Genomic DNA, 16,861 nt, shown 5'->3' with positions numbered 1-16,861 from the left:
TGAAACGACAACGCAACGGGGCGGGCAATGAGCGAATCGGAAGGCGCAGTGATCAGCGAACTGAATCAACTCGGAGGCGCGCACGGATTCGGTGCGCCGAATGCACGCGACGCCGTGCGGGCGCTGCGCCCGTCGCAGATCCGCGAAGTGGCGAACGCGGGATTTGGTGTCGCGAATGTCCTGCCGTTCTGGTTCGGCGAATCCGACCGCGTGACGCCGCCCTTCATTCGCGATGCCGCCAGCCGCGCACTCGCCGACGGCGACACCTTCTACACGCACAATCTCGGTATCGTCCCGCTGCGCGAGGCGCTTGCCGCCTATGTGAGTGGCTTGCACGGCGCAACCTCGGCGGATCACGTCGCCGTGACGAGCGCCGGTGTGAACGCGCTGATGCTCGCGGCCCAACTGGTGGTCGGCGCGGGCGATCGCGTGGTCGCGGTGACGCCGCTGTGGCCGAATCTCGTCGAGATTCCGAAAATTCTGGGAGCGAGCGTCGAAACCGTGTCGCTGAACTACGGCGCGCGCGGCTGGACGCTCGATCTCGACCGTCTGCTGGCGGCGCTCACGCCGGACACGCGCATGCTGATGATCAACTCGCCCAACAACCCCACCGGCTGGACGATGAGCCGCGACGACCAGCACGCCGTCCTGGCGCATTGCCGGCGTCATGGCATCTGGATCGTCGCGGACGAAGTCTACGAGCGTCTCTACTACGGCGATGAAGGCGGCGCCGCGCCGTCCTTCCTCGATCTCGCCGCGCGCGACGAGCGCGTGATCGCGGTGAATTCCTTTTCGAAGGCGTGGCTCATGACGGGCTGGCGGCTGGGCTGGCTCGTCGCGCCGACTCAACTGATGGACGATCTCGGCAAGCTCGTGGAGTACAACACGTCGTGCGCGCCGTCCTTCGTGCAGCGGGCGGGCGTGGTCGCCGTCGCGGAGGGCGAGGGCTTCACGCAGTCGCTCGTCGCCGATCTGCGCGCGAGCCGCGATCACCTCGTGAGCGCGTTGCGGGGCATTGAAGGCGTCGACGTGCGCGCGCCGGACGGCGCGATGTATCTGTTCTTCTCGCTGCCGGGCGCGGCGCACAGCCTCGACCTCTGCAAGTCGCTGGTGCGCGACGCCGGGCTCGGGCTCGCGCCGGGCAGCGCGTTCGGACCGGAGGGCGAAGGCTTCGTGCGCTGGTGCTACGCCTGCGATCCGGCGCGCCTCGATGCGGGCGTCGAGCGTCTGCGGCGCTTCCTGGCGGCGCGCGGCGCAGCTTGAGCGGAAGGGAGGGGAATAGGCGGAATGCCGGCAAGCCGGCGCCGTCGAGTGAGTTTCGGCTGCGATGCTGCTTCACCTTTACGCACCGGTTCTTTTTGCGTAATATGGCGCTCAGTCACGCGCTTTCGTCTTGGAAAGCGCCACCTCGACCGGCTGGACTGGCCCGGCGTTCGCTCACCGAACGCCCAATGCTGCCTCTCCCCGGTGCGTGCTCCCAATCAATATGACCGATTCCGATCGGGCGAGAAATCGGGCGAGCGCGTCTTGAAATTCCGCGTACAGCTTTATCGTTCGCACCGCTTCGGTGGCGTTCGAATCTGCTCAAGCTCGCATTGAATCGAATCATTGACCATACAGGGTTGACCCAAGCTGCATGAATACCCAAGAGGCGAAGATCGTCCTCGAGACTGCCCTGATTTGCGCGCAGGAACCGCTGAGGCTGCCTGATTTGCGCAAGCTGTTCGCCGACGAGATCTCGGCGGACACCGTGCGCACCTTGCTCGAAGCGCTTCAGGCCGAGTGGTCGGGCCGTGGCGTGGAACTCGTGGCGCTCGCCTCGGGCTGGCGCTTCCAGAGCAAGCCGGCAATGCGGAGTTATCTCGACCGCCTGCATCCGGAGAAGCCGCCCAAGTATTCCCGCGCGGTGCTCGAAACGCTCGCGATCATTGCGTATCGGCAACCGGTGACGCGCGGCGATATCGAAGAGATTCGGGGCGTGACCGTGAACACGCAGGTCGTGAAGCAACTGGAAGACCGCAGCTGGATCGAAGTCATTGGTCATCGCGACGTGCCGGGACGTCCGGCGCTGTACGCCACGACCAAGCAGTTTCTCGACGACCTCGGCTTGAGCGCGCTCGACGAACTGCCGGCACTGGATAATCCGTCGGCGCAATTCGAAGCGTCGTTGCTCGCGCAGCATTCGATCGAATTTCCCGAAAGCGCGGCAGCGGATGCGCCCGCCGCGGACGCTCAGGCGCAGGAAACGACGGGCGCCGGGGAACACCCGCCCGAGACGCCGGTCAACGCCGATGACACGTCGGAGGCAGCGAGCGTGTCTGCTGCGCCGGACGAGGAATCGCAGCCGCCTGGCGCGGCTCTCGAAGCACAGCAGGGCGAGGAAGACGGGCGGCAGGGCACGCAAGCCGCGCAGGCCGAAGCGGATGGCATCGACTCGACCGAGGCGGTCCCCGCCGCGCTTCACCCGCAGCAATTGAATACCGCGCAGGACGCGCACACCGCGCCCGCTCCGGCGCCGCGCGACGACGCGCAAGACGTGGGTCCAGGGTATGAAGACGAACTGGACGACGACTCCGAAGAACCGAAGGCGCGCCGCGCCTGACGCAAAGACGCATGGCCCCTGATCCGAACCCGGCTCTCCATAAAGAACATTTCGAGACGACCAGCCGGGCCGATCAGCGGATTTTTTGTCGCGCCCGCGAGGGGCGCGCAATTCGACATTTGAGGTTGTTTTGACACACTCCCACGACAGCGATTCGCCTGATTCCGCACGCCGCGTGCACGACGCGGATGCACCCGAGTCGGCCGATGCCGGCGAACGCACGCGCAACGACGAGCATGGCGAGGGCGACGATCGTCCGCGCCGCGGTCTGCGCCGCGGGCCGCGCAGCCTGATCGCGCGGCGTCGCGCTGTCGCCAAGACAAAGGGCGGCGAAACGTCGCCGGACGCGCCGGGCGTCGTCACCGAAACGCCGCCGGACGGCGTCGTGGCAGCCCAGGTGCGCACGCCGCGCAAGGATCCGAACGCCAAGGGCGCGCGCAAGGAAGGCGCGAAACCGCGTAGTCGCAAGAACCCGCGCGCCGAAGCAGGTGAAACCAACGGCGACGCGTCGCTCGAGGCTGCGAACGGCGCCGCCGGCCAAACCGCCGCGCCCGCCCAGCCCGCACGCGAAGGCGCGCGCCGCAAGCAGGCCCAGCCGCAGCAGAAGCGCGGCAAGCGCAACGACGGCGGCCCCGCGACGGTGGAAAGCGCCGCGGCCGCAGCGGTCGACGACGTCTTCGCCTACGTTACCTCCCCGGCCTTCGATGCGGACAACACCGGCCCCGGCGGCGGCGCGCCGATGCTGCGTCGCGGTCACGCGACCCCGCAGCAAAAGCGCGTGCTGGAGCCGGACGACGACGCGCCGAAGCTGCACAAGGTACTCGCCGACGCGGGCATGGGCTCGCGTCGCGATATGGAAGAACTGATCATCGCGGGGCGCGTGTCGGTGAACGGCGAGCCGGCCCACATCGGCCAGCGCATCATGCCGACCGATCAGGTCCGCATCAACGGCAAGCCGGTCCGGCGCAAGCTCGCCAGCAAGCCGCCGCGTATCCTGCTGTACCACAAGCCGACCGGCGAGATCGTCAGCCACGCGGACCCGGAAGGCCGTCCGTCGGTGTTCGACAAGCTGCCGTCGATGAAGACGGCCAAGTGGCTCGCCGTCGGCCGGCTCGACTTCAATACCGAAGGGCTGCTGCTGCTCACGACCTCCGGCGACCTGGCGAACCGTTTCATGCATCCGCGCTATAGCGTCGAACGTGAATACGCGGTGCGGGTGGTCGGGCAGCTGTCGGAAGGAATGAAGCAGAAGCTCCTCAAGGGCGTCGAACTCGACGACGGCCCCGCCAACTTCCTGCGCATCCAGGACGGCGGCGGCGAGGGCACGAATCATTGGTACCACGTCGCGCTGGCGGAAGGCCGCAATCGCGAAGTGCGCCGCATGTTCGAGGCCGCCGGCCTGATGGTGAGCCGCCTGATCCGCACGCGCCATGGTCCGATCGGGCTGCCGCGCGGTCTCAAGCGGGGCCGCTGGGAGGAGCTCGAGGACACTCAGGTGCGCAGCCTGATGGCGTCGGTCGGACTCAAGCTGCCGACGGAAGAAAAGGGCGGACGCCAGTCCGCGCCGCGCGTGCAGCCCGATCCCATGCAGACATCGATGGGCATCATCACGCGCGAGCCGGTGCTGAGCTCGCATTCGCGGATGACGCAGCAGACGACGCCGGGCCGTGGCGGACGCCGCGGGCAACCGGGTGGCATGGCCAGCAGCTTTGGCCTCGGCGGCATGGGCGGCTTCGGTGGCAATTCCGGCAACGCGGGCAATGCCGGCGGCGGCGCGGGCCGTCGCGGCGGCCGGGAGCCGAACGGCAACCGCGCCGGCCAGGAGCCGAATGGCAATCGCGCCAACGGCGGCCGGCCCGGACCGCGCGGCGCGCGCCCACAAGGCAATCCGCAGGGCGTGGCCGGCGCCGGCAAGCGCCCGGGCAACAACGCGCCGCGCGGCAATCGTTCAGGCGGCGGCGGTCAGCCGGCTGGCGGGCAAGGCAAGCCGGGCGGCGTGAATCGCGGCGCGCGCAATCGGTCGCGAGGGCGGTAAGACGCGGAGCATGGGCGGGAGCGGGCACACGCCGGCTCGCCTTGGTCGCCTTCGTTGCCTTTGTGCTCCCGCGCCGCGACTGCACGGGCTTGCAGCATCGGGATCAAGCGCGTTGAAACCGGCATCAACAGGGCATCAACGGGCCTGAAAGCGCGCTGTACGTTTGCGTTCGTCGCGAAAAACGGCTAAAATTACGAAGTCGCTGGGCACGTAGTTTTTCTGCTGCCCGGGTGCGACCTGGTTGAAAAAGATGGGCATTGGCCCATTTTTTTTTGGCTTTTCGGTTCGGCATCTCGGGAGCAGGGGTGCGCGCCCGCATGTAGGCGCTGCCCGCGGGTGTTTCGGCGTGGAGCGCGCGAACACCTTGGAGTTACTGTGCAACTGACGGAATTGGTAGAAACCACGGTCTCGGGCCTGGGCTACGAGCTGGTCGATCTCGAGCGTTCGGGCGGCGGCTTGCTGTGCGTGTATATCGACCAGTCGGCCGGTATCGCCATCGAAGACTGTGAGAAGGTCACGCGCCAGCTCCAATATTTGTTCGAAGTCGAGAACATCGACTACGGTCGGCTCGAAGTCTCGTCGCCGGGCCTCGATCGGCCGCTCAAGAAGCTGGCCGATTTCGAGCGCTTCGCGGGAAGCGAAGTCGCCATCACGTTGAAAAAGCCGCTGGACGGGCGCAAGTCGTTCCGCGGCATCTTGCACGCCCCCGAAGGCGAAACGATCGGATTGGAATTTGAAGGGAAGGACGGCGCCGCGATGCTGGATTTCACGCTCGCGGACCTCGATCGCGCACGTCTCGTCCCCAAGGTTGACTTTAGGAGCCGCAAACAATGAGTCGCGAAGTATTGATGCTGGCGGATGCGCTGGCACGCGAAAAGAACGTCAACAAGGACGTCGTGTACGCAGCGCTGGAAGCTGCGCTTGCTTCTGCTACGAAAAAGCTCTTCGAAGAAGACGTGGACATCCGCGTCGCGATCGACCGCGAAAGCGGCGAGCACGAAACCTTCCGCCGCTGGCGCGTGGTGCCGGACGAAGCCGGTCTGCAGGAGCCGGATCAGGAAATCCTGCTGTTCGAAGCGAAGGAACAGAAGGCCGACGCGGAGATCGACGACTTCATCGAAGAGCCGATTCCCTCCATCGAGTTCGGCCGCATCGGCGCGCAGGCCGCCAAGCAGGTCATCCTGCAGAAGGTGCGCGACGCCGAACGCGAGCAGATCCTGAACGACTTCCTCGAGCGCGGCGAAAAGATCATGACCGGCTCGGTGAAGCGCCTGGACAAGGGCAACTTCATCGTTGAATCGGGCCGTGTCGAGGCGCTGCTGCGCCGCGACCAGCTCATCCCGAAGGAAAACCTGCGCGTGGGCGACCGCGTGCGGGCGTACATCGCGAAGGTCGACCGCACCGCGCGCGGCCCGCAGATCGAACTCTCGCGCACGGCGCCCGAGTTCCTGATGAAGCTGTTCGAACTCGAAGTGCCGGAAATCGAACAAGGCCTGCTGGAAATCAAGGCGGCTGCGCGCGATCCCGGCGTGCGTGCGAAAATCGGCGTGATCGCCTACGACAAGCGCATCGATCCCATCGGTACCTGCGTCGGCATCCGCGGTTCGCGCGTGCAGGCCGTGCGCAATGAGCTCGGTGGCGAGAACGTCGACATCGTGCTATGGTCGGAAGACCCCGCGCAGTTCGTGATCGGCGCGCTCGCGCCGGCAGCCGTCCAGTCCATCGTCGTCGATGAAGAAAAGCACTCTATGGACGTCGTCGTGGACGAGAACGAGCTCGCCGTCGCCATCGGCCGCGCAGGCCAGAACGTGAGACTCGCAAGCGAACTCACCGGCTGGCAGATCAACATCATGACGCCGGACGAGTCGGCGTTGAAGCAGAACGAAGAGCGTGGCAAGTTGCGCGACCTGTTCATGGCGCGTCTGGATGTGGACGAGGAAGTCGCCGACATCCTGATCGACGAAGGCTTCACGAGCCTCGAAGAAATCGCCTACGTGCCGCTCAACGAAATGCTCGAAATCGAAGCCTTCGACGAAGACACCGTGCACGAATTGCGCAATCGCTCGCGCGATGCGCTGCTCACGTTGGCCATCGCCAATGAAGAGAAGGTGGAAGGCGTCGCGCTCGACCTGAAGAGCCTCGAAGGCATGGACAACGAGCTGCTCGCGAAACTCGCCGAGCATCAGATTCAGACCCGCGACGAGCTCGCGGAGCTGGCAGTCGACGAACTGGTTGAAATGACCGGTATGGAAGAGGATGCCGCTAAGGCGTTGATCATGAAAGCACGTGAACACTGGTTCCAGTGAGAAATGACCATGGCGCACTGATATATGGCGGCCTGTCTGGCCGCGTGACCCCGATCTAACCGCAAGGATCTGTCCTTGCATCAAGAGGAATGAATGGCGAGTAACAACGTAGCCCAATTTGCCGCGGAACTAAAAATGCCTGCAGGCGTACTGCTGGAACAACTGCAGGCGGCTGGCGTACAGAAAGCGAGCGCGAACGACGATCTCTCCGAGACGGACAAGGCGCGCCTGCTCGATCATTTGCGCAAGTCGCACGGTTCCACCGATGCCGACAAACGCAAGATCACTCTGACCCGCCGGCATACGTCGGAGATCAAGCAATCCGACGCAACGGGTAAGGCTCGCACCATTCAGGTCGAGGTGCGCAAGAAGCGTGTGTTCGTGAAGCGCGACGAGCCCGGTATGGAGCAGGGCGAAGCGGCGGCGAATCACGTCGATGAACCCGAAGTCGACGAAGCCGAACTTCAGCGGCGCGAGGAAGAAGCGCGCCATGCCGCCGAGCAGCTCGAGCGCGAAGAGCGCGAGCTGAAGGAGCGTCAGGCGAAGCTCGAGATCGAGGAAGCCGAGCGCCGCGCCCGCGAGGAAGCGGCCGAAGCGGAGCGCCGCAAGCAGGAAGAGGAAGTCGAACGCCGTGCGTCGGCCGCGGCTCAGGCGGCGGAACTCTCGCGTGCCGCGCAGGCGTCGCGTCAGGAAGCCCGCGACGAAGCGCGTGAAGAAGCGCGCGCCCAGGCAACGGCCGAGGCCAAGCAGAGCGAAGCGAAGCGGAACGAAGACGCGCAGCGTGAAGCCGCGGAAAAGGCTGCCGAAGAAAAGGCCGCCAGTGAACGCGCCGCGCAACGTGAAGCTGCGAAGAAGGCGGAAGAAGACGCGCGTGCTGCGTCCGAGAAGGCCCGTCTCGAGCAGGAAGCCATCGCGAAGCGTCGTGCGGCGGCGGAAGCCGAAGCGCGTGCGATCCGCGAAATGATGAACACGCCGCGCAAGGCGCAGGTGAAGGCGCCGGAACCAGCGCCCGTCGCGAAGCCGGTCGAAGCGGCGAAGGCCGCTGAAGCCAAGGGCACGCTGCACAAGCCGGCCAGGCCGGAAGGTGCGCAGGCCGCCCGTCCGGCGGCTGCCAAGCGCCCGGCACCCGGCACCACGGCCGCGCCCGCATCCACGGCGCCCGCAGGCGCCGGCGACAAGAAGAAGGCCGGCGGCAAGGGCGGCTGGCAGGACGACGCATCGAAGCGGCGCGGCATCAAGACGCGCGGCGACAGCAGCGGCGGTGTCGACCGCGGCTGGCGCGGCGGTCCGAAGGGTCGCGGCAAGCATCAGGATCTGAACACGTCGTTCCAGGCGCCGACCGAACCCATCGTTCGCGAAGTGCACGTGCCGGAAACCATCTCGGTGGCGGATCTCGCGCACAAGATGTCGGTGAAGGCTTCGGAAGTCATCAAGGTGATGATGAAGCTTGGCCAGATGGTCACGATCAACCAGGTGCTGGACCAGGAAACCGCGATGATCGTCGTCGAGGAACTGGGCCATCGCGCGGTCGCGGCAAAGCTGGACGACCCGGAAGCGCTGCTGATCGAAGGCGAAGCCACGGAAGACACGGCCGAGAAGCTGCCGCGTCCGCCGGTCGTCACGGTCATGGGTCACGTCGATCACGGCAAGACCTCGCTGCTGGACTACATCCGTCGCGCGAAAGTGGCGGCGGGCGAAGCGGGCGGCATCACGCAGCATATCGGCGCGTATCACGTCGAAACACCGCGTGGCGTCATCACCTTCCTCGACACGCCGGGTCACGAGGCCTTCACGGCCATGCGTGCGCGTGGTGCGAAGGCAACCGACATCGTCATTCTGGTGGTAGCCGCCGATGACGGCGTGATGCCGCAGACGAAGGAAGCCATCGCTCACGCGAAGGCGGGTGGCGTGCCGATCGTCGTCGCGATCAACAAGATCGACAAGCCGGATGCCAACCCGGACCGCGTGAAGCAGGAACTGGTCGCGGAAGGCGTGGTGCCGGAAGAGTACGGCGGCGATTCGCCGTTCCTCGAAGTGTCGGCGAAAACCGGCAAGGGCATCGACGATCTGCTGGAAAACGTCTCGTTGCAGGCCGAAGTGATGGAACTGACCGCGCCGGTGGAAGCCGCCGCGAAGGGTCTCGTCATCGAGGCGAAACTGGACAAGGGCAAGGGCGCGGTCGCGACCATCCTCGTGCAGTCGGGCACGCTGAACCGCGGCGACGTGGTGCTGGCCGGCAGTGCATATGGCCGCGTGCGCGCCATGCTGGACGAAACCGGCAAGCCCACAAAGTCGGCGGGTCCGTCGATCCCGGTGGAAATCCAGGGTCTGTCGGAAGTGCCGGCGGCGGGCGAAGAAGTCATCGTGTTGCCGGACGAGCGCAAGGCGCGCGAAATCGCGCTGTTCCGTCAAGGCAAGTTCCGCGACGTCAAGCTGGCCAAGCAGCAGGCCGCCAAGCTCGAGAACATGCTCGAGCAAATGGGCGAAGGCGAAGTGCAGAACCTGCCGCTCATCGTCAAGGCGGACGTGCAGGGCTCGCAGGAAGCGCTGGTGCAGTCGCTGCTCAAGCTCTCGACCAGCGAAGTGCGCGTGCAGATCGTGCACAGCGCGGTCGGTGCGATCAGCGAGTCGGACGTCAACCTGGCCACGGCTTCGAAGGCGGTCATCATCGGCTTCAATACGCGTGCGGATGCTCAGGCGCGCAAGGTGGCCGAGGCGAACGGCATCGACATCCGCTACTACAACATCATCTATGACGCTGTGGATGAGGTGAAGGCGGCAATGTCCGGCATGCTCGCGCCGGAGAAGCGCGAGACGGTGACGGGCACGGTCGAGGTGCGCCAGGTGATCCGCGTGCCGAAGATCGGCCTGATCGCGGGTTGTATGGTCACGGACGGCGTGGTCAAGCGTTCCTCTTCGGTGCGCGTGATCCGCAACAACGTCGTGATCCATACCGGCGAGCTGGATTCGCTGAAGCGCTTCAAGGACGACGTCAAGGAAGTGCGTCAGGGCTTCGAATGCGGTATGTCGATCAAGAACTTCAGCGACATCGTCGAAGGCGATCAGTTCGAAGTCTTCGAAGTGACCGAAGTGGCACGTACGCTGTAATGCGCTAAGCCGCTGGATAGAGGGCGGGGTGAGTCTCACGGCTCGCTCCGCCTTTTTCATTTGCAGCGGCGCGAAAGAGATACGGAAACAACATCATGGCTAAACGCAAGTCTTCCCCCAATCGCAACGTGCAGATTGCGGACCAGATTCAACGCGACCTGTCGGCGCTGATGCGCGAGGTGAAGGACCCGCGCATCGGGCTCGTGACGATTCAAAGCGTCGAACTCACGCCCGACTACGCGCACGCGAAAGTATTTTTCACGACGCTCACCGGCGATCCGCAACAGACCCAGGAAGGGTTGAATCACGCGGCCGGGCATCTGCACAACCTGCTGTTCAAGCGCCTGCACATCCACACCGTGCCGACGCTGCATTTCCACTACGACAAGACGATCGAGAGGGCGGTGGAGATGTCGCGCCTGATCGACGAAGCGAACGCGACGCGCGCGAAAGACGCCGACGACGGTCAGGAAGGCGCGTAACCCATGAGCGGTTCGGAGAAACAGGCGCGGCCGAAGCTTCCGCGCCGCGCGCTGGATGGCGTGCTGCTGCTGGACAAGCCGCTCGGGCTATCGAGCAACGACGCGCTGATCAAGGCAAAGCGCATTTATCTGGCGAAGAAGGCCGGCCATACGGGCACGCTCGATCCGCTTGCAACCGGCCTGCTGCCCTTGTGTTTCGGCGAGGCGACGAAGTTCTCGCAGGATCTGCTGGAAGCCGACAAGACCTACGAGGCGACCATGCGCCTGGGCGTGCGCACGACCACGGGCGACGCCGAGGGCGAGGCCGTGCAGACGCGCGACGTGAACTGCGATGAAGCGGCTGTGATCGACGCGATGCAGCAGTTTCTGGGCGACATCGTGCAGATCCCGCCGATGTACTCGGCGCTCAAGCGCGACGGCAAGCCGCTCTACGAATACGCGCGCGCGGGTCAGACGGTGGAGCGCGAGGGACGTCCGGTGACGATTCACGCGTTGCAGATGATCGCCTGTGCGTTGCCGCTCGTGACGTTCCGCGTGACGTGCAGCAAGGGGACATACGTGCGCACGCTTGCCGAGGACATCGGCGAGACGCTGGGTTGCGGAGCGCATCTGACGGCGCTGCGGCGCACGGGCGTGGGCGCGCTGACGCTCGAACACGCGGTCACGCTCGATGCGCTCGCCAGTTTGAGCGAAGCGCAGCGCGACGAGCGGCTTCAGCCGGTGGATGCGCTGCTGTCCACTTTCCCCGAGATTCGCCTCGACGGTGACGCGGCGAAGCGCTTCCTGCACGGCCAGCGGCTGCGGCTCGCGGACCTTGCCTCCACGCCATTCGATGACGGACGCGTGCGGGTCTACGCGCAGGACGACGGACGGCTATTGGGCGTGGCGCGCGCCGGCGAGGGCGTGCTGGCGCCGGAACGGTTGATCGTCACGGCGCAATAAAGAAAAAGCCTGGATTCTCATCCAGGCTTTTGTCATTGCAGCACTCAAAGCACCCGCAGCGCGCTCAATGCGCAGCCGATGCCGCCGCTGCTGAATCTCCACCGCCCGAGCGTTCGGGCCGCGTGATCCAGATCAGCGCGATCAGCGCAATGAAGATCCCCGCTGAGATATAGAACATGTCGTTCACCCCGAGCTGCGCGGCCTGCTGGGTCGCCATGCTGTTGAACAGGCCGTAGGTCTGCTCCTGCGAGAGTCCCATGCCGTGCAGTTGCTGCATGGAGTTTGTGAAGTTCGGATTGAAGGCGTTCGCCTGTTCCGTCAGTTGCACGTGATGCACGATGGTCCGGTGCTCCCACGCCGTCGAGAAGATCGACGTGCCGATGCCGCCGCACATGATCCGCACGAAGTTCGAGAGCCCCGACGCCGCCGGAATCCGGTGCCCCGGCAGACCCGACAGCGTGATGGACACGAGCGGGATGAAGAAGCCCGCCATCGCGATGCCCTGGATCAGCGTCGGCAAGGTCAGCGCCCAGGTATCGACGCCCGTGGTATAGCGCGAACGCATCCAGAAACACAGCGCGAAGACGATGAACGCAGCCGTCGCGATGCGGCGCGGATCGGTGCGCGGCAGGAACTTGCCGGTGATCGGCGAGAGCAGCACCGCGAACAGTCCGACCGGCGCCATCACGAGCCCCGCATCGGTCGCGGTATAGCCGATGACCGTCTGCAGCCACAGCGGCAACAGCACCAGATTCCCGAAGTACAGCCCGTAGCCGACCGACAGCGCGATCGTCCCGCCCGAGAAGTTGCGCAGCGCGAACAGCGACAGGTCGACCACCGGATGCTCGGCCGTCAGCTCCCACACGATGAAGAACGCAAACGCGATCACCGCGACCAGCGCGAGCACGACGATCGTCGTGGAGTTGAACCAGTCGAGATCCTTGCCCTTGTCGAGCATGACCTGCAGCGAGCCCACCCAGATCACGAGCAGCGCCAGGCCGACCGAATCGATCGGCGCCTTGCGGATCGCCGAGTCGCGGTCGCGGAAGATTGCGAAGGTCGCGCCGGCCGCGACGATCCCCACCGGGATGTTCACGTAGAAAATCCACGGCCAGGAGATGTTGTCCGAGATCCAGCCGCCGAGAATCGGCCCGGCGACCGGCGCGATGAGCGTGGTCATCGACCACATCGACAGCGCCACCGGCGCCTTCTCGCGTGGATAGCTCGCGAGCAGGAGCGTCTGCGACAGCGGGATCATCGGCCCGGCCACGGCGCCTTGCAGCACGCGCGCGGCGAGCAGGAAGGGCAGCGTCGGCGCGAGGCCGCACAGCCAGGACGCAATCACGAACAGGATGATCGAGCCGAGGAACAGCCGCACCTGGCCCACGCGCTGCGTGAGCCAGCCGGTGAGCGGCACCGAGATCGCGTTGGCGACGGCGAACGACGTGATGACCCACGTGCCCTGGTCCGATGCCACGCCGAGGTCGCCCGAGATCGACGGAATCGAGACGTTCGCGATCGACGTGTCGAGCACGTTCATGAAGACCGCGAGCGACACGGCGATCGTGCCGATGACGAGCTTCGCGCCCGACAGCGGCGGATGGACGACGTTTTGCGAAGACATGACGCGCGCCCGCTTACATCAGCTTGGTGGCCGAGGCGGACTGGGTCGCCTTGCCGCCGCGCGGCTTGGCCGACGAAGTCGAAGACGTCGATGACGCCGTGCCCTGCGAACCCGTGCCCGTACCCGCGTTCTGCTGGATGATGCGCGCGATTTCCTGATCCGCTTCCGCGCCGTACTTGTCGAACACGTTGGTCTGGTAGACCGTGTTCTGCGCGTTGCCGAGCTGGCCGCCCTGGTCGTTCTTGATGGTCACGTCGACGTCCATCGACAGGCCGATGCGCAGCGGATGCTGCTCGAGTTCCTTCGGATCGAGTTCGATACGCACCGGCAGGCGCTGCACGACCTTGATCCAGTTACCCGTCGCGTTCTGCGCGGGCAGCAGCGAGAAGGCCGAGCCCGTGCCCGCCGAGAAGCCGACCACCTTGCCATGGAACACGACGCCCGAGCCGTACAGGTCGGCCGTGAGTTCGACCGGCTGGCCGATGCGCATGTGCTTCAGCTGCACTTCCTTGAAGTTCGCGTCGACCCACACGGCGTTCAGCGGAACGATGGCCATCAGCGGATTGCCCGGCGAGACGCGCTGGCCGACCTGCACCGAACGCTTCGCCACATAGCCCGTCACCGGCGCCGGCAGCGTGTTGCGCGCGAAGTTGATGTACGCGTCACGCACCTTCGCGGCGGAGGCCAGCACGTTCGGATGATCGGCGATGGTCGTGTTCGCGGTCAGCGAGCGGTTGGACGCCAGTTCCTGCTGGGCGGCATCGAGTGAAGCCTGTGCGCCGCGCACGGCGTCGCGCGCATGGGAGATCTCTTCCTGCGACACGGCGCCGGTCTGCGCGACCATCATGCGGCGCTTCAGGTCGTCCTGTGCGCGCTGGAGGTCCGAGCGGCGCAGCGCGATCTGCGCTTCGTACTGGTTGTTGTTGACGAAGAAGGTGCGGACCTGGCGCACGGTCTGCGCGAGGTTCGCTTCCGCCTGATCGAGCGCGACCTTCGAATCCGCCGGATCGAGCGCGACCAGCGGGTCGCCGATCTTCACGGTCTGCGTGTCGTCCGCATTCACGGAGATGACCGTGCCCACGACCTGCGGCGTGATCTGCACGACATTGCCGTTCACATAGGCGTCGTCGGTGCTCTCGTGGAAGCGCGCGACGAGGAAGTAGTACAGCCCGTACGCGACGGCCGCGAGGATGACGACGAGCACGATCAGCGTCATCAGCCGGCGGCGTTTGCCGTTGCCCGCTTTCTGCGCGGGCGCGGCCGCGGCGTTTTGTTGAGGGTCGCTCATGAAATGACTCCGAGTATTCCTGTTATGTCCTGATGCGTATTCGGTGTGCGGGACTTGGCGCTTATTGCGCCGGCGCCGTGGCCTGATTCGCCGCCTGCTGCTGGCCGCTGCCGTCGATCGCGAGATTGCTGCTGGTGGCGTCGAAGCCGCCGCCGAGCGACTTGATCAGCGCGATCTGCAAGTCGGTGCGTTTCAGGCGCAGATTGGTCACGGTCTGCTCGTTGGCGAGCCGGTTCGAGTCGGCGTTCAGCACCTGCAACTGCGGCGACAGTCCCGCCTTGTAGCGGATCACGGCGAGCTGATAGGCGCTCTCCGCGGCCGTCAGGGCGCGCTGCGCGTCAGCCGTCTGCTTGTTGAGCGAGCGGATGGCCGTAATGTTGGTGGCCACGTCGTTCATCGCGTTGATCAGCGTCTGGTTGTAGTTCGCGACATCGCCCTCGAAGTCGGCGTAACGGCCCTTCAACTGGGCGCGCAGGGCGCCGGCGTCGAAGATCGGCAGATGCACGGCCGGACCCGCCTGGATCTGGCGGCTGCTCGATTGCAGGAAGCGGCCCCAGCCGAACGCATCGAAGCCGAAGCCCGCCGCGAGGTTGATGTCCGGGAAAAACTCGGCCTTCGCTTCCTTGATGTTGTGCGTCGCGGCTTCCACCTGCCAGCGCGCGGCGACGATATCCGGGCGGCGCGCCACGAGATCGGCGGGCACGTTGTCGGGCAGGATCACGTCCACTTTCGGGTCGAGCGCGGGTCTCGCGATCTGCAGGCCGCGGTCCGGACCCTTGCCGAGCAGCGCGGCGATCTGATAGCGCACCGATTCGATCTGGCCGTCCAGTTCGGAGAGATTCGTCTGGCTCGTCGCGACATTGCCTTCCGCAGTGCGGCGCTCGACGTTCGTATCGATGCCGGCCGCGACGCGCCCGTCCGTGATGCGCCCGACATTCTGGCGGTTGGCGATCTCGCGCGCGGCGACGTCGCGCAGCGCGTAGAGCAGCGCGAGCTGGTTATAGGTCCGCGCCACCGACGCCGCGAGCGTCACGCGCGCCTGCTGCATGTCGGCTTCGGCCGCCTTCTGCTGCGAAACCGCCTGATTCAGCCGTGCGCGGTTCTTGCCCCAGAGGTCGAGATCCCACGAAGCGCTGGCCAGCACGTTGTTCTCGCTGAACCACGTGCCGCCGTAGGGCGGCGGGAAGAGGGCATTGCCCGAATAGAGTTCGCGGGTCCACGAATAGGAGCCATTGACCTTCGGATACAGCGCCGAGCGCGAGCTTTCGATGTACGACGACGCCTTCGCGATGCGCGACTGCGCCTGCGCGATGCTCGGGCTGTCGGCGAGCGCTTCGTCGATCAGCTGCGGCAGTTGCGGATCGCCGAACTGTTTGGCCCAGTCGAGCGTCGGCCACTGGCCGCCTTGGCCGGGGACGCTCTGGGTCGCCGCGAAGTTGTCGGGCGTGGCGATGGTCTTGTCGCTGGAAATGCCGGCGTAGTTCGCGCAGCCCGCCACCACGAAGGCGGCCGCCGCGGCCGCGGCTGCGCTTCTGGCGCGGCTGAGCGGCCGGGCTCCGGAGCGAAGCGCGGACAAGGAGAGGTGTTTCATTTCCCGTCTCTCGAGATGAACATCAATAATGGACATTGCAATCAGTTTGCGGACTGGCGATCGGCGATTTGCTTGTCATCGCAAGGAACTGCCGGCTCGGTCGCCGGCGCAGGCCAGTCCGGCTACCGACGGATCACACGAGTTCGCGAGGATGCGCCGGAGCATGCTTTTCAGGAAGCCTGCTTCCTCGGGCGTGAAGCCGGTGAGCAGGTGATCGAGCACGTGCGTGAAGATGGCCGGTACGCGTTCGGCGGTGGCCTGGCCTTCGTCGGTCAGCGCGAGCCGCACGACGCGCCGGTCCTCCTCGCTACGCACCCGCGACAGCAATCCGCGCTTCTCCAGCCGGTCGATCAGGCGCGTGACCGCGCTGGCGTCGATGCCGTATTCGCGAGCGATATCGGCCGCTGTCACGCATTTGCCGACCGCCAGCATGAAGAGAATGCTGGCCTGCGTGCTGGTGATGCCGAGTTCGGACGTAGTGTGCTGCGTGACCATGTTTCCCATGGTCGAGCGCACGCGGCCGATCAGATACCCGACGCTCTCGTTGAGCACGTATTCACTGATCGGGATGGCTTTCGGGGCGTCGCTCATGAAAAACTGGGTGCGCTTGCAATAGTTGACTAGGCAGGATTATAAGTAAGCGTCTCTTGTGCTGCAAGAATGTTTTTCGGAAAATGCTTAACGATTGTGGGGCCGCACGGCATGAGGGCGGGGCCGCGAAAACCACGTGGAGACGTCCCGGGTTGCGTCCTATTGCGAGGGAACGACATTTGTGCGTGCTATAATTTACGGTTCTCACCGCGCCGAGCCCGCGAAGTCATGCTTGCATGACGGTTCTTGAGGGGCTGCCGGGCCAAGAAGTCTCGCCTATCCCTTGAACGGG

General features: G+C 65.5%; 12 protein-coding genes. 8 read left to right on the top strand and 4 right to left on the bottom strand.

Annotation, left to right across the window (positions count from 1 at the left end):
• Positions 1-27: 27 nt before the first annotated feature.
• The 8 genes from QCE63_RS09665 (at position 28) to truB (ending at position 11,475) form a co-directional block, all read left to right on the top strand.
• Positions 28-1,263, top strand: a complete 1,236-nt coding sequence (locus QCE63_RS09665) for a pyridoxal phosphate-dependent aminotransferase (protein ID WP_309832536.1) — start codon at positions 28-30, stop codon at positions 1,261-1,263.
• A 373-nt stretch (positions 1,264-1,636) separates the two neighbouring features.
• The gene (gene scpB / locus QCE63_RS09660; RefSeq protein ID WP_309832535.1) at positions 1,637-2,602 is read left to right on the top strand and encodes an SMC-Scp complex subunit ScpB; all 966 of its coding nucleotides are present in this window, start codon (positions 1,637-1,639) and stop codon (positions 2,600-2,602) included.
• A gap of 130 nt (positions 2,603-2,732) precedes the next feature.
• Entirely contained in the window at positions 2,733-4,637 is a 1,905-nt protein-coding gene (rluB, locus tag QCE63_RS09655) for a 23S rRNA pseudouridine(2605) synthase RluB (RefSeq protein ID WP_309832533.1), read from the top strand.
• A gap of 375 nt (positions 4,638-5,012) precedes the next feature.
• On the top strand, positions 5,013-5,471 hold the full coding sequence (rimP, locus tag QCE63_RS09650; RefSeq protein ID WP_309832532.1) for a ribosome maturation factor RimP: 459 nt from the start codon (positions 5,013-5,015) through the stop codon (positions 5,469-5,471).
• A complete protein-coding gene (nusA, locus tag QCE63_RS09645; protein WP_309832531.1) occupies positions 5,468-6,943 on the top strand; it encodes a transcription termination factor NusA in 1,476 nt (491 codons plus the stop codon). The genes rimP and nusA overlap by 4 nt, the downstream gene beginning before the upstream one ends.
• A gap of 93 nt (positions 6,944-7,036) precedes the next feature.
• Entirely contained in the window at positions 7,037-10,051 is a 3,015-nt protein-coding gene (infB, locus tag QCE63_RS09640) for a translation initiation factor IF-2 (RefSeq protein WP_309832530.1), read from the top strand.
• Positions 10,052-10,146: 95 nt separating this feature from the next.
• The gene (rbfA, locus tag QCE63_RS09635; RefSeq protein WP_309832529.1) at positions 10,147-10,533 is read left to right on the top strand and encodes a 30S ribosome-binding factor RbfA; all 387 of its coding nucleotides are present in this window, start codon (positions 10,147-10,149) and stop codon (positions 10,531-10,533) included.
• Between the two features lie 3 nt (positions 10,534-10,536).
• The gene (gene truB / locus QCE63_RS09630) at positions 10,537-11,475 is read left to right on the top strand and encodes a tRNA pseudouridine(55) synthase TruB (protein WP_309832528.1); all 939 of its coding nucleotides are present in this window, start codon (positions 10,537-10,539) and stop codon (positions 11,473-11,475) included.
• Between the two features lie 64 nt (positions 11,476-11,539).
• Here truB and QCE63_RS09625 read toward each other — a convergent pair whose 3' ends face one another.
• From QCE63_RS09625 to QCE63_RS09610, 4 genes are all read right to left on the bottom strand, one after another.
• On the bottom strand, positions 11,540-13,099 hold the full coding sequence (locus QCE63_RS09625) for a DHA2 family efflux MFS transporter permease subunit (RefSeq protein WP_309832527.1): 1,560 nt from the start codon (positions 13,097-13,099) through the stop codon (positions 11,540-11,542).
• Between the two features lie 13 nt (positions 13,100-13,112).
• Positions 13,113-14,387: an EmrA/EmrK family multidrug efflux transporter periplasmic adaptor subunit gene (locus QCE63_RS09620; protein ID WP_309832525.1), complete on the bottom strand. Its 1,275-nt coding sequence runs from the start codon at positions 14,385-14,387 to the stop codon at positions 13,113-13,115.
• 61 nt (positions 14,388-14,448) lie between these two features.
• Entirely contained in the window at positions 14,449-15,978 is a 1,530-nt protein-coding gene (locus tag QCE63_RS09615) for an efflux transporter outer membrane subunit (RefSeq protein WP_309832523.1), read from the bottom strand.
• Between the two features lie 75 nt (positions 15,979-16,053).
• Positions 16,054-16,569 carry a MarR family transcriptional regulator gene (locus QCE63_RS09610; protein WP_309832522.1) on the bottom strand — a complete coding sequence of 172 codons (516 nt, stop codon included), beginning with the start codon at positions 16,567-16,569 and terminating at the stop codon, positions 16,054-16,056.
• Positions 16,570-16,861: the final 292 nt, after the last annotated feature.

Source organism: Caballeronia sp. LZ065, from assembly GCF_031450975.1.
Taxonomy (GTDB): Bacteria; Pseudomonadota; Gammaproteobacteria; order Burkholderiales; family Burkholderiaceae; genus Caballeronia.
The sequence above is the reverse complement of the archived record's forward strand: the minus strand, read 5'-3'. Positions and strand labels throughout refer to the sequence as shown.